Below are 14,051 nucleotides of genomic sequence, written 5' to 3' on the forward strand. Positions count from 1 at the left end.
GTAGGAAATATCCATGCAGACTTTAAAGAACAAAGCCTTTCGTGTTAGCATTCAATGGAATGCTTTAGTTAGGAAGCTCCTTGCTTTAGCAAGGGGTGCTTTCACTGAATTAAAGTTTTGAAATGAGGAGCTATTGGTGCGTCGGATTGTAGTAACTGGAATGGGAATGATCAATTCGCTAGGTTTAAATAAAGAAGATTCTTTTTTAGCGATCGCTAAGGGAGAATGCGGTATCAAACACATAGAAAGTTTTGATGCTAGCGCGTTTCCTGTGCGTATTGCTGGAGAAATCACTGACTTTGACCCTACAGAGGTGATGAATCCCAAAGATGTTAAAAAGGCGGGTCGTTTCATTCAATTAGCCTTGAAAGCCACAAGAGAGGCGATGAAAGATAGTGGGATTTTAGACGCTCACAATAGATGCCCTGAAGGATTGGCAAATCGCATGGGTGTAAGCTCTGGCTCTGGGATTGGCGGGTTAGGCAATATTGAAGCGAATTCTATTTTTTGTTTTGAAAAAGGTCCTAGAAAAGTCAATCCCTTTTTTATCACTTCTGCGTTAGTGAACATGATTGGAGGTTTCACTTCCATTGAGTTTGGCATTAAAGGGCCTAACCTTTCTAGCGTAACGGCTTGTGCAGCAGGCACTCATGCGATTATTGAAGCCGTTAAAACCATTTTGCTTAATGGGGCTGATAGAATGCTAGTCGTGGGAGCAGAATCCACCATTTGTCCTGTAGGGATTGGAGGGTTTGCGAGCATTAAAGCCCTTTCTACAAGGAATGATGAGCCTAAAAAAGCTTCAAGACCTTTTGATAAGGATCGCAATGGTTTTGTAATGGGCGAAGGCGCTGGGGCTTTAGTGCTTGAAGAATACGAGAGCGCGAAAAAAAGAGGGGCTAAAATTTATGCGGAATTTGCCGGGTATGGCGAGAGCGGCGATGCTAACCACATCACAGCCCCAGCCCCTGAGGGTGAAGGGGCTTTTAGAGCCATGAAAATGGCTTTAGAAATGGCGAAAGTGGAAGTAGGCTATGTGAACGCCCATGGGACTAGCACACATTATAACGATTGGTATGAAAGCATCGCTCTAAAAAATGTGTTTGGCTCTAAAGAAAAAGTCCCTCCTGTTAGTTCCACTAAAGGGCAGATTGGGCATTGCTTGGGTGCTGCGGGCGCGTTAGAAGCCGTTATTTCTATCATGGCTATGAATCAAGGGATTTTACCTCCTACCATCAATCAAGAAACGCCTGACCCAGAATGCGATCTGGATTATATCCCTAATGCGGCCAGAGAAAAGCAAGTGGATGCGGTGATGAGTAACTCATTTGGTTTTGGTGGCACTAATGGTGTTGTGATTTTCAAAAAAGCCTAGTTTTAATTTAGGATTTTGTGAATGGCGATCTATTTAGATTTTGAAAATCATATTAAAGAGATTCAAAATGAAATTGAACTAGCTCTCATTAGAGGCGATGAGGACGCTAAAGAAATCTTAGAAAAAAGATTGGATAAAGAAGTTAAAACCATTTACTCCAATCTCACAGACTTTCAAAAACTCCAATTAGCAAGACACCCTGACAGACCCTACGCTATGGATTACATTGATCTCATCTTAAAAGATAAATATGAAGTCTTTGGCGATAGGCATTATAACGATGATAAAGCGATCGTGTGCTTTATAGGGAAAATTGATAATGTCCCGGTTGTGGTGATCGGAGAAGAAAAAGGCAGAGGGACTAAAAACAAGCTCTTAAGAAATTTCGGCATGCCTAACCCTTGTGGCTATCGTAAAGCTTTGAAAATGGCAAAGTTTGCTGAAAAATTTAATTTGCCTATTTTAATGCTTGTGGATACAGCCGGGGCGTATCCGGGGATTGGTGCAGAGGAAAGAGGCCAGAGTGAAGCGATCGCTAAAAACCTCCAAGAGTTCGCCTCTTTAAAAGTCCCTACTATTTCTGTAATTATCGGTGAAGGGGGCAGTGGTGGCGCGCTAGCGATTGCGGTGGCTGACAAATTGGCTATGATGGAATATTCCATTTTTAGCGTTATATCCCCAGAAGGTTGTGCGGCGATTCTTTGGGATGACCCTAGCAAGACTGAAGTGGCTATTAAAGCGATGAAAATCACACCCAGAGACTTAAAGGAGGCAGGGCTTATTGACGATATTATCTTAGAGCCTAGCAAAGGGGCTCATAGAGACAAATTTTCAGCCGCTAATACGATCAAAGAGTATTTTTTAGACGCTCTAAGGACTATCCAACAAGACCCTCATTTCCTTGACAACCGCTATCAAAAATTGATGTCGCTTGGCTCGTTTGTGGAGGGCATGAATTAGCTCTATAAAAAACTTTGCCTTAATAAAATACTGATAGCTGGTTCTTTAACTTTTAAAAATTGTGTTTTTAAACTTTATTTTAAACTCATTCTCTTAAGGAAATAAGGGGCGTTTTGAAATAATTCTCCAACTAAAATCCCCCCTAAAGACCGCTTTAAAAAATACCGCTTAATAAAATCAAGCTCTCTATTATCCAATCTTTAAAAAAATGCAATACTTTTTAGATTTGACAACCAACGCTCAATGAGGACAAAGCCAAATTTTTCACCACTTGCTATCATTTTAGAAAAAAGCAGATATTTTACATAGTTTGTAAAATAATATAAAAAACATCATTATGTTACCAATCTGCTATCTCTCTCCTTTTGTTTGAATATAAAAAGACAATCATCATGCTCAGCGTATTGAATGAAAGCATTCTTATTTTACAATACAAAAGTTAGGTCTAATGGTATTTTAAAAAAGAAAGAAATCCCATGGTTATACATGAAAAAATCAAAAGCCGCTTTTCTAGGAATTGGTCTTTAAGGAATAGGGGCAGGCATTTTGCATCTTCAAGCGTGTATTTTTTCTCACTTCTTGTCATTACAGCGGTTAATAGAAGTAGCGCAGTTGCTTGGTTATTGATGCCTGAACATTTGATTGGGTGGTTTTTGATTTCTTTTAGTGGGGAATTTGTAGCAGACATGGCGTTTGGCAAAAAAAGTAAGATCTTTAAAACCCGCTTTGGAATTTCTATTGTGAGCGGCGTTTCACTATTGCTTGGCGCTTTACCAGCACATTTATTTTTTGTATGGTTTGGTTTCATTAATTGGTGGGCTGTCTTTTTTATAGAAGCGGGAGCTGATCTATTGGTGGGCTGTGTGATACAAAAGATTTTTTTTGGTAAATATTGGGTGGATCGCTATTATTAAGGCTCTCTTTTTTCAAATCTAAAAGCGTATTTTCTCATATCCCAATCAATTAAATAAGGGTTACCCCTACTTAAGGCATCGCATCAAAAACCACGCTGATCCCATTTTTTAAAATGATAGGGTTTTTTGCGTCAGTGATATGGATAAAACGCACGCCATCAAGCAAGTTAAGAGCGATTTCTTGTTGTCTGTTTTCTTTAGCAATGATTTGAATGATCTTTAAGTTTTCATCATAAAAAATGATTTTGGGTTGCCACAAAGGGTTATTGGAGCTTATTTTTAAATACGCGTTTTGATTCACGCTCAGCCAATATTTCCCGCTCGCTTCCTTAAACTCCACAGGATCGCTACTCAAAACTAAGGCTCTCGCGTTAGGGAGCTTGATCTTTTGTAAGGCAAAGTCGTATTCCCACTCCTTTAAAGACACCCGTCTAATATCTATAAAATCAAAACCATGCCTTTTCATCGTCTCTATCAAAATGTTAGGGTCTAAAACGTATTCCGTTTTAAGCTCGTATGAAAAAACATTCTCGCCTGAAGAACTTTGCATTTTAATAGGCAAAACATACGAATACCCCATCATGTTCAAAGAATTGTTGATGCTTTTGGCAAACGCTAGGGGATTACTTGAAGCCTTGAAAGTGATTTTTAACACGCTTGGTTTGTCAAAATTAAACGATAAAAGCCCGTTTTCTTTGAGAGTGTTAAGCAATTTTAAGGAATCCAAACGCCCCATTTCATAGAAATCCTTACGATTTTTAAACAAACGCTCTAAAAAAAGCTTGTTCATGTGGTAGGATCGCTCCCCCATTAAATTCTCAATCTTATCATTTAAAGCATCAGCGTTTAAAAGCATTCCCCCAACAATAAAAGCTAAAAAAAGCTTGTTCATTGCTGGAGCGCTTTGTATTGGGCCTCATTGATGAGCGTTAAGCCTTTATTTGGCTCGTATAAAAACCGCCTAGTTTTGCTGTCGTTATAATCTTGTTCTTGATGGTTGTTTTTAAGAATAAGATGCCCATGCCCAAAGCGTAACAACAAGCGGTGGTTTTTAGCCTCTAAAGGATAACTTTTTTTAAAAACCTTTTGAAAAGAGTTTTTTTTCTCATCCAAATCAATCACTTCTACCCAAATATCTCGTTTAGGGATAATGTAAATGGTATTAGGATTTTCTTTGATCGCTTCTTTGCCTTGCTTGTCTTGTTCTTTTGGTTTTTCTTCTAATTTAGGCGTTGGCTCTAACTTTTTTTCTTCTGTAGGACTAACTTCATTGAAAGGACTATTTTTGGTGTCGGGCTTAATAGCGCTTTCTTGCTCTCTCTCTTCTTTTAAAGAAGAGCTGTTTTGAATGATAACGACCACTAAAATAATAACAACCACCCCTAAAACGATAACAAAGGGTTTCCATTTGGAAGACTTTTTGGATAATGAAGTATTGGCTTGATTGATGCTATAATCTATCTCAACTTTCAAAGGGTTTTTGGTTGTTTCTTCAGGGCTTGTTTCTTGTTTTTGCTCTTCTCCCACGCCCTCTTTAAAAACACACACTTTGTCAAATTCTTTCACCCATGCGCTCAAATCAATTTTATACTCGCGCTCTAAAATCTGTATAAAACCCCTAGCATGCACCCTTGATAAAGACTCATAGCGTTTTTCCAAGATAGAATGGATATTTTTAGAAGCGATTTTAGTCGCCTTGCAAATTTCTGCCACTCCAACTTCTTTTAGAATCTGCAAATTTTTATCTAAATTTTTAAGCGATAATTCTTCTAATGCCGCGCCAGAAATATCTTTAGAAACGTTTTGAACATCAGAAAGATCTAAATTTTCTAAACTTTTTTTATTCTGTTCCATTCAATTGACCACCTAGTTGATTTTATCCATTAAGATCCCTGCTGCCACGCTCACATTGAGCGAATCAAAATCCCTTCGCATTTTTACACTCAATATAGCATCCATTTTAGCAAGGATTTTTTTAGACAACCCCTCATGTTCGCTCCCCAAAAAAAGAGCGCATTTTTTTAAGGACAGATTTTCTGCTTGGCTAGAGCCTTGCATGCTTGCGCCCAAACATAAAAACCCGCTCGTTTTCAATTCATTGATCAAATCCAGCGTGTTAGGCATAACGCTAAAAGGCAGATCATACATAAGCCCCAAGCTGGATCGCACAATCCCCTCATAAGCAAACTCTCTAGCAAAATCTAAAATAACGCCATCCATTCCTAAGCAATACGCGCTCCTAAAAATACCCCCAATATTCCCCACATCCGTAATGCCACAAAGCACCAAAAGTTTTTGAGCTTTTTTAATTTCTTTTAAAGAAGTAGCTAAAGGCAGTTCTACTTTAGCTAAAACCCCTTGATGATTCCCCCCCCTAGCCAAGCTTTGCGCTTTTTTATTATCTACTTTGATGATATTAGGGCATGCTTTTTTGAGCGCGAAAAAAAACTTTTTGTCTATTTCTTTAGAAAGATAGATTTCTTGCAATTTTTCTTTGTGAGAGTTTAGAATATGCATAACCACCTGCTTGCCATAAATTACTGCTTGCATGCTAAACCCCTTTTATTGATTTTTTTCTTCTAACAAACGCTGGAAATAAAGCTCTTTAGCGTTTTTTTGTGTCATAGCGGCTTCAATTTTAGCCTTAATTTTAGGAGGTAAATCCAATTCCAATAACGCTGATAGCCCCATGCAAGGCTCTATTTTTTTCTCATTCAAAAGCACTAAAACCCACTCCCCTTGGATATTATTTTGTTGCAACCGCTCTATGATTTGAGAAACCTCTCCTAAATAATATTGCTGGTGGAGTTTGGTAAGCTCTTTAGCTGCAAACAAATGCATGCCTTTAGCCAGATCGTTTAAATCCTTTAAAGTCTCTAACAATCGGTGCGGGCTTTCATAAAAAACCACCGGGGTTTTTTCCTCCAAATACGCTAAAGCGTTTAAAATTTTAGCGATTTTTAAGCGCCTTTCCTTGCTCTTATGGGGTAAAAAGCCAGCATAAAAAAACCGCCCTTCTAAAAACCCGCTCGCGCAAAATGCCGTAGTGAGCGCGTTAGCCCCAGGCAAAACATCGTATTGGATATTGTGTTTTAAAGCGTAAGCGGCTAAACTCATGCCTGGATCGCTCAAACTTGGCATGCCTGCATCGCTCATCACAGCGATTTCTTTGTCAAAAAAAGAAGGCTTTATTTGGTTTAAAAATTCCTGATCGTTGTGTGAATGGAAAGCGATAAACTCCCTTTTTTTAGCAGCGATATTAGGGAAAGAATGGCTAATAATAGGGTTTTGTGCGAGCAAGTGCAACAGCCTCTTACTCACCCTTGTATCCTCGCATAAAAAAACCTCGCAACGCTCTAAAACTTCTAAAGCGCGTAGCGTGATGTCAGCGAGATTACCTATTGGGGTGGGCAAAAAATACAACACAAAAAGCCACGCTTTTTAAAAAAGTTACTTCAAATTGTAGCGTTGCTTGAATTTCTCTACTCTCCCTGCAGTGTCAGCGATCTTATCGCTACCGGTATAGAAAGGGTGGCAAAAGCTAGAAATATCAATACGCATTTCAGGTTTGGTGCTTAAAACTTCAATTTCTTTCCCACTCGTTACGCAAGTAACTTTGCATGGGATGTATTCGGGGTGAATGCCTTTTTTCATCAAGTATCCTTTATTCTTAAATTTAAACTTAAAATTATAGCATAAGTCATAATAAATTAAAACCACTCTAAAGTTAAAATAAAATTTGACTTTGTTAAAAAAATTATGATAGCATAGCGAAGCATTACGAAATTCAACGCTTGTGGCATGCGCCACTTATTAGCATCTTTTGATTACACTAATTCTTTAAGAATGCTTTAGCTTTTTGTATTTTTATCTTAATTGAAACAACTAGAAACCTCTTTTTAATTAAAAGGAAATTTAATGAACGAAAACGCGCCTACGCACAAAAGTTCGCACAAGGTCAAAACCCACACGCCAGTGAGCGGTTATCACATTGAAGATTTACGCGCCTACCCTACTGAAAAGCTTTTAGAAATCGCTAACAAGCTCAAAGTGGAAAACCCCCAAGAATTCAAACGACAAGACTTGATGTTTGAAATTTTAAAAACCCAAGTCACGCAAGGCGGATACATTCTTTTTACCGGGATTTTAGAAATCATGCCTGATGGCTATGGCTTTTTAAGAGGGTTTGATGGAAGTTTTTCAGACGGGCATAACGACACATATGTCAGCCCTTCTCAAATCAGGCGTTTTGCTTTAAGGAATGGCGATATTGTTACCGGTCAAGTGCGATCCCCCAAAGACCAGGAAAAATACTACGCCCTTTTAAAAATAGAAGCCATCAATTACTTGCCTTCAGATGAGATCAAAAACCGCCCTTTGTTTGACAATCTAACCCCCCTATTCCCTGATGAACAAATCAAATTAGAATACGAACCCACTAAAGTTACCGGCAGAATGCTAGACTTATTCAGCCCTGTGGGGAAAGGCCAAAGGGCTTTGATCGTTGCACCACCAAGGACAGGGAAAACGGAGCTGATGAAAGAACTCGCCCAAGGCATCACTTCTAACCACCCTGAAGTGGAGCTGATTATCCTTTTAGTGGATGAGCGCCCTGAAGAAGTTACGGATATGCAACGAAGCGTTAAAGGTCAAGTTTTTAGCTCCACTTTTGATTTGCCCGCCAATAACCACATAAGAATCGCTGAATTAGTCTTAGAAAGGGCTAAAAGGCGAGTGGAAATGGGTAAAGATGTGGTGGTTTTATTAGATTCTATCACCCGTTTAGCCAGAGCGTATAACGCTGTAACGCCTTCAAGCGGTAAGGTTTTAAGTGGGGGCGTAGATGCGAACGCCTTGCACAGACCCAAGCGCTTTTTTGGGGCCGCAAGGAATATTGAAGAAGGCGGGAGTTTGACGATTATCGCTACGGCGTTGATTGAAACGGGATCTAGAATGGATGAGGTGATTTTTGAAGAATTTAAAGGCACTGGGAATAGCGAAATCGTTTTAGCAAGGAATATTGCGGACAGGCGTATTTATCCGGCCTTTGATATTTTAAAATCCGGCACACGAAAAGATAATATCTTACTTGGTAAAGACCGATTGACTAAAGTGTGGGTTTTAAGGAATGTGATGCAACAAATGGATGACATAGAAGCCTTAAGCTTTGTGTATTCTAAAATGCAACAAACTAAGGACAATGAAGAATTTTTAAACTTAATGAATGAAAAATAAAATCCCTCATTAAAATCCCATTAAATTAAAAAAAGTGTCATGAAAATAGGCGTTTTTGATAGCGGTGTGGGAGGGTTTAGCGTTTTAAAAAGCCTTTTAAAAGCGCAATTATTTGATGAAATCATCTATTATGGCGATAGCGCTAGAGTGCCTTATGGCACTAAAGACCCCACCACGATCAAGCAATTTGGCTTAGAGGCTTTGGATTTTTTCAAACCGCACCAGATTGGATTGTTGATTGTGGCATGCAACACAGCGAGCGCTCTGGCTTTAGAAGAGATGCAAAAGCATTCCAAAATCCCTATTGTGGGCGTGATTGAGCCAAGCATTTTAGCGATCAAACAACAAGTAGAAGATAAAAACGCCCCTATTTTAGTGCTAGGGACAAAAGCGACGATTCAATCTAACGCTTATGACAACGCCCTAAAACAACAAGGCTATTTGAACGTTTCGCATTTAGCCACTTCTCTTTTTGTGCCTTTGATTGAAGAAAGTATTTTAGAGGGCGAATTGTTAGAGACTTGCATGCGTTATTATTTCACTCCCTTAAAGATTTTACCTGAAGTGATTATTTTAGGTTGCACGCATTTTCCCTTGATCGCTCAAAAAATTGAGGGCTATTTTATGGAGCATTTTGCCCTTTCAACGCCCCCCCTACTCATCCATTCGGGCGATGCTATTGTGGAATATTTGCAACAAAATTACGCCCTTAAGAAAAATGCACACGCATTCCCTAAAGTGGAATTTCATGCGAGCGGCGATGTGATCTGGCTAGAAAAACAGGCTAAAGAATGGCTCAAATTGTAACGCTAATAAAATAACTCAATTCCAAAAAGGGGCTATAGCTCACATTATAAAGGGTATTGTGTTGATTATAAAAAGCACTTTAGAGAGATTTATGAAAGCGTTTTGAAAAAGCGTTTTGAAGCGAAATGTCTGATGGTTATCTTTGGAAAAGATTACCTATCTACAGACTTGCAAAATAGCGCTAAAGATATTCTTCTCATCGCTTCGCAAATTCTCAAAGAAAGACTTTTTACCCACAAAAATGAGATTTTCTTTTGCCCTAGAAATAGCTACATTCAAGCGTTTAGAATCTAGCAAGAAAGAAAGATTACCATAAGTTTTCACGGTGGAATAAATGATAATATCTGCCTTCTCGCCTTGAAAGGCATCCACAGTGTCTATTTTGAGCTCATCAAAATTCTTGAAGTCGCATTTTTCCACTTCTGATCGCAAGCGTCTTTTTTGGGCATTATAAGGTGTGATAATTCCTATGGTTTTTCTGATTTTTCTTTGGTTAAGAGCGCGATTGATTTGCTCTAAAAGCTCTATGATTTTTTGAACTTGATCTTTGTTATAGCTACTTGTTTTTTCTAGTTGATGCTCTCTTTATAACCCTTAATTAATTCCGCACTATAGCACGAACCCACTAGCACAATCAAATTTAATTTTAAGCAAAGGGTTAAGTCTTTTTGGGGTAGGAAATATCCATGCAGACTTTAAAGAACAAAACCTTTCGTTAGTGTCTGTTGGGATATTTTAAGTTAAAAAACCCCTTGCTTTTAGCAAGGGGTGGTTTTTGCGTTTTTGGTATTCCTTAATCCTTTAAGATTTTTGGAAACCACCTTTTGTATTAACATTTTTGATTCCATGCTCCGCATTTTCCCTCGCCAAGCAGTAATATCCTGTAGAAAATGCATTGGTTAAAAATTGCGTAAAGCCAGACTTAGCGTCTTTTACAGCATTGTTCAACTTGGTGGAAAACTTGAACGAATCAGAATAATCTTTCATATTCTTCTGGTTGAAGCCAATTTTATCATACTCTGACAAAGGAACGCTTCCTACATTATGTGCAACTATCTTATCATTCACAAGCTTGAGCCACTCAGGGTTTTTTTGCGTTAGCATACCGGTTGCTTTTTCATTGATTGCTCCATTGTGGATATTGCTATTAATGCGTGTGTGGCTGTTAGTAGCGTAATTGTCTAGTTTCGCCGACAAACTAGCAGGCACTTTTTTTGCACTTTCAGCCCATAGATTCACAGAATTGTTTTTTGTAGAATCTTTGAGCTTGTCTATCGTTTGCTCTAGATTGCCAAAATAACCTGCTTTAGCTTCTGATACCGCCTGATTGAGATTGTCAATTTTCTGAGCCAATTTTTGATTCCTTGAAAGCCCTACCTTACTGAGATCATCAACTTTATCATGCCTTTTCAAAGGGAAAGGTCCGCCGAGATCATCAATCGTAGCATAAATGGGTTCAGGGCTAACTGATCGCCCTACCTTACTGAGATCATCAACTTTATCATGCCTTTTCAAAGGGAAGCCCGCTGCTTGCCCTACACCACCCAAACCACTTGCTATTTGATTGAGTCGGTCAATTTTTGCATTTACCTTTTTAGCAACTTGAGTATAAATGGGTTCTTCAGGGCTAGCTACTTGTCCTGCTTTCTTTTTATTAACTTTAGCATAAATGGGTTCTGTGCTGTTTTTGAGACCATTATTGTTATTGTTATTGAAATTTTTAAATTTCTCATTCAATTCTTTCTTGATGTCCGAAAAATTTTTGGCGAGAGCTGTGGCCTCTATTCCAGATAATCCATTACCGACTAGGGTTCCGTTTACACCATTCTTAACGGATTGATATATTTCAGATTTTTTTCCAGCATTGAGACTTTCATTTTTTTGAGCTTGTTGAGCCAATTGCTCCTTTGAGAAGTTTTTGAGATCGGCTAACGCTTGCTCTACCCTACTGAAATCACCCGTTGCTTTAGCCACTGATACCGCTTGATTGAGATTGTCAACTTTATCCGTTACCTTTTGATTGATGATCACATCTTTAACGGAATTTTCAAGGTCGCTTTTTGCTTGCGTTACCTTGCTGAAATCCTTATTTTTGCCATTTTTGAAGTCATTCAAAGCTGCATTAAGGTTTTCAACTTTTGAAATCCATTCCGGATTGATACCTAAATCTTTCACCGAGCCTTTAAGGGCTTTTAGTGTTTCTTCTGCCTTGCTGAAATCCTTATTTTTGCCATTTTTGAATTCATCAAAAGATTTACTAAAGTCTTTCAAATCCTTGTTGACATTTTCAAGTTTATCAGACAATTCCCTTCTGATGCCTTTAAGATTTTGAGCGTAAGTGATTGCTCTTGCGTCCCTATTAGCCTCTTTATTGATCAACGCAAAAATCTCATCTTTTTGGCTGTTAGCTTGAGCTTTTGCTTCCATTTTATTTTTGTTGCCGCTTTTGCTCTCCAATTTTTTCTCTACTTCTTTCTCTAAATGCTCTCGTTTCCTTAGAGATTTTTCAAGATCTTTCTGAGCTTTTTTCACTTCATCATAGTTGCCTGTGTTTTTAGCTTCAGCTACAGCTTTATTGAAGTTTAAAGCTTTTCCAACCAATTCTTTATTGCTGCTCAAAAAATCTTTGATAAGCTTATTAGTTTCTTGTAGGGACAATCCTTTAGCGATTAGTTTATCCTCTAAATTCCGCCTTACGAAACTAGTGATAGCGAGATTATTTAAATCAGGCAAATTAAAGACAGCTACCTTGTTAAAGCCTGCTTCTAAATGGGAAACGCCATTCGTAACGCCTACACCCTTATTGGGATTCTTGGAGGCGTTGGTGTATTTGAAATTAGAATAATCAACAAACATCACGCCATCATGTTTTAGGTTACCTTGAAGAGTGACATTTTTCTCCCTATCTAAAGCTTTATCTGCTTTTTTCCCATAATCTTTGAGAGTGTAGCTCAAATCCCCCTTACCAAACTCAGTAATTAAAGCTGAATGTTTTGGGTCTTTTTTAGAAACAAAAGCAATACGATCATTCCCTAGGGCGTCTAAATAAGCCTTAGAGTCTTTTTGGAAATCTTTAATCTCAGTTCGGAATTTTTCCTTCTCTTTCTCGCTCAAGTTGTCTAATTTAGCATTATTTTGTGCAAGAAATTCCATGAAATCTATTTTGTTTCGGATCTCTTCTTGACTCAATGCTCGTTGTGAGCCTGTGAGTTGGTCTTCTTTGTAGAGATAAAAACTAGGGTTATTAATCCCTTTCTCACCACCTGCTATGACCAAGCCACTGCCGTTTTTCATATGCACATTAATTATTGTAGCCACATTGTTACCTTGTTGGTCTTTATAACCAACGGTGGCGTTCCAATCGTGCTTGGCTCCAAAACCACCATTGCCCGCATACAATAATGAAACTTTTTCAGGTTCTATGCCATTATGACTCCCCATTAACACAGAAGACAGAGCGTTATTGTGAATCAATAATTGATTGAACTTGTAATTAGGATCAATGTCGGCGACGCCCTCAACATCTAACATTTCCATATCGCCAAGAGTGAATTTAGAAAAATTACCCCTTTCATCAAGCAAATCCCTAGATTCAGGCGGTAAGCCTTGTATGTCGGTGGTGGTAGTGGCTATATCTGGTTGGACATGGGGAACTGGTTCTTGATTGATTGCTTCTTTGACATCAGAAGATTGTTTTTTGTTAAATACAAATGATAAAAAAATATCCAACCAATCCCCACCAGTAGGCTCTCCATTTTTTTCTGCTTCTTGCCTTTCTTTCAAAGATTCATCAAACACGCCCATGAACTTTTGATCCGTTCGGATTTGATTCCCTATAATGATTCCTGCAAAAGATTGTTTGGCAGATTTCAAAAACTCTGCTTTTTCTTTGTCATCAGAGATAGGGGGTTGTATGATATTTTCCATAAAATTTCGGATCGATCGGGTGTTGATTTTAGACGGATCGTTTTGATGGGACACCCAACTTGTGAAAATTCGGTAACGCTGATCCCCAAATTTCTGAAAGCTCTTTGTGGAAGATTCTACATCAATGAGATTGTCTTTGTTGATTAAATCATTGCTCTTATTGATAAAGTCTGAAAAATACTGATTCTTTTTGGTAGGATTTTTGATCGCTTTATTGGAGTATTCTTCCCTTAATTGCGAGATTCCATCAAAAGCTTGCCTGTTATCCCTATCGTTCTTATCAACGATTGGTTTTTGATCAGGATCAAATGAAGCGACAGCGTTATCAAGCTTAAGAAAAGCCACTTGAAGATTATTGATAAATTGCTGCGGGTTAAAAGCCGCTTCGGTTTGTGGTTGTTGGTCAATAGTTTCGTTAGTCATTGTTTCTCCTTGCTATACCTAGTTTCATACCTATCGGTATGGTATCAAAGACTGCTAAAAACCGCTACACCCTTTGAGTGGTCAGTTCATGCCTTTGAACATTATCACTATACCACAATATTTAGAATATTTGGCATTTTTTCATTAATATTGAAAAAAGCCCGATCGTTGCAGGCGTCTAAAGGCTAGGGACGATTCACATTTTTACCCATAATTAACAAAAATTTGCTAAAATAGACAAATTTTAATAAGAACAAGAAATAAGAAATGAACCTTCAAGAAGAAATTCAAATGCAATGCTTAAAGTTATGGTTGGAAGCAAGGTGAGTGCATGAAGCGTTCTAAAAATAGTTTGGTTTGTGTGTGTCATACTTACTATAGCATGTATAATTAAGCGTTTGTGATCCACA

General features: G+C 38.3%; 12 protein-coding genes and 1 pseudogene. 6 read left to right on the forward strand and 7 right to left on the reverse strand.

Features of this window, described 5'->3' with window-relative positions:
- Positions 1-136 precede the first annotated feature (136 nt).
- The 3 genes from H7N69_RS02430 (at position 137) to H7N69_RS02440 (ending at position 3,249) form a co-directional block, all read left to right on the forward strand.
- Positions 137-1,375 (forward strand): beta-ketoacyl-ACP synthase II, encoded by a 1,239-nt coding sequence (locus tag H7N69_RS02430; protein WP_033609287.1) that lies wholly within the window; start codon positions 137-139, stop codon positions 1,373-1,375.
- A 21-nt stretch (positions 1,376-1,396) separates the two neighbouring features.
- The gene (accA, locus tag H7N69_RS02435) at positions 1,397-2,335 is read left to right on the forward strand and encodes an acetyl-CoA carboxylase carboxyl transferase subunit alpha (RefSeq protein WP_001029404.1); all 939 of its coding nucleotides are present in this window, start codon (positions 1,397-1,399) and stop codon (positions 2,333-2,335) included.
- 476 nt (positions 2,336-2,811) lie between these two features.
- Positions 2,812-3,249, forward strand: coding sequence for a hypothetical protein (locus H7N69_RS02440; RefSeq protein WP_000234650.1), 438 nt, complete (start codon positions 2,812-2,814; stop codon positions 3,247-3,249).
- 70 nt (positions 3,250-3,319) lie between these two features.
- Here the strand turns inward: H7N69_RS02440 and H7N69_RS02445 are convergent, their stop codons facing one another.
- Genes H7N69_RS02445 through rpmE form a run of 5 tightly spaced genes read right to left on the reverse strand, consistent with a single transcriptional unit; the run spans position 3,320 to position 6,903 of the window.
- Positions 3,320-4,141 (reverse strand): hypothetical protein, encoded by an 822-nt coding sequence (locus tag H7N69_RS02445; protein WP_033761426.1) that lies wholly within the window; start codon positions 4,139-4,141, stop codon positions 3,320-3,322.
- Positions 4,138-5,103: a sialidase gene (locus H7N69_RS02450; RefSeq protein ID WP_187884694.1), complete on the reverse strand. Its 966-nt coding sequence runs from the start codon at positions 5,101-5,103 to the stop codon at positions 4,138-4,140. Before H7N69_RS02450 ends, H7N69_RS02445 begins: the two co-directional genes overlap by 4 nt.
- Before the next feature lie 12 nt (positions 5,104-5,115).
- Positions 5,116-5,799 (reverse strand): 23S rRNA (guanosine(2251)-2'-O)-methyltransferase RlmB, encoded by a 684-nt coding sequence (rlmB, locus tag H7N69_RS02455; RefSeq protein WP_187884695.1) that lies wholly within the window; start codon positions 5,797-5,799, stop codon positions 5,116-5,118.
- A gap of 12 nt (positions 5,800-5,811) precedes the next feature.
- Positions 5,812-6,675: a 16S rRNA (cytidine(1402)-2'-O)-methyltransferase gene (gene rsmI, locus H7N69_RS02460; RefSeq protein WP_128039740.1), complete on the reverse strand. Its 864-nt coding sequence runs from the start codon at positions 6,673-6,675 to the stop codon at positions 5,812-5,814.
- A gap of 24 nt (positions 6,676-6,699) precedes the next feature.
- Positions 6,700-6,903 (reverse strand): 50S ribosomal protein L31, encoded by a 204-nt coding sequence (gene rpmE, locus H7N69_RS02465; protein ID WP_000715278.1) that lies wholly within the window; start codon positions 6,901-6,903, stop codon positions 6,700-6,702.
- 264 nt (positions 6,904-7,167) lie between these two features.
- Here rpmE and rho point away from each other — a divergent pair, with 264 nt between their 5' ends.
- Positions 7,168-8,484 (forward strand): transcription termination factor Rho, encoded by a 1,317-nt coding sequence (gene rho / locus H7N69_RS02470; protein WP_079299152.1) that lies wholly within the window; start codon positions 7,168-7,170, stop codon positions 8,482-8,484.
- Between the two features lie 39 nt (positions 8,485-8,523).
- Positions 8,524-9,291, forward strand: a complete 768-nt coding sequence (murI, locus tag H7N69_RS02475; protein ID WP_187884696.1) for a glutamate racemase — start codon at positions 8,524-8,526, stop codon at positions 9,289-9,291.
- A 156-nt stretch (positions 9,292-9,447) separates the two neighbouring features.
- Here the strand turns inward: murI and H7N69_RS02480 are convergent, their stop codons facing one another.
- A complete protein-coding gene (locus tag H7N69_RS02480) occupies positions 9,448-9,822 on the reverse strand; it encodes a C-terminal helicase domain-containing protein (RefSeq protein ID WP_332246420.1) in 375 nt (124 codons plus the stop codon).
- Positions 9,823-9,925: 103 nt separating this feature from the next.
- Here H7N69_RS02480 and H7N69_RS02485 point away from each other — a divergent pair.
- Positions 9,926-10,030: pseudogene (locus tag H7N69_RS02485) on the forward strand (RNA-guided endonuclease InsQ/TnpB family protein); the annotation flags it as partial.
- A gap of 62 nt (positions 10,031-10,092) precedes the next feature.
- Here H7N69_RS02485 and cagA read toward each other — a convergent pair.
- Positions 10,093-13,641 carry a type IV secretion system oncogenic effector CagA gene (gene cagA, locus H7N69_RS02490; RefSeq protein ID WP_187884697.1) on the reverse strand — a complete coding sequence of 1,183 codons (3,549 nt, stop codon included), beginning with the start codon at positions 13,639-13,641 and terminating at the stop codon, positions 10,093-10,095.
- Positions 13,642-14,051: the final 410 nt, after the last annotated feature.

It is taken from the genome of Helicobacter pylori (genome assembly GCF_014497725.1).
In the GTDB taxonomy this organism is placed as follows: Bacteria; Campylobacterota; Campylobacteria; order Campylobacterales; family Helicobacteraceae; genus Helicobacter; species Helicobacter pylori_DE.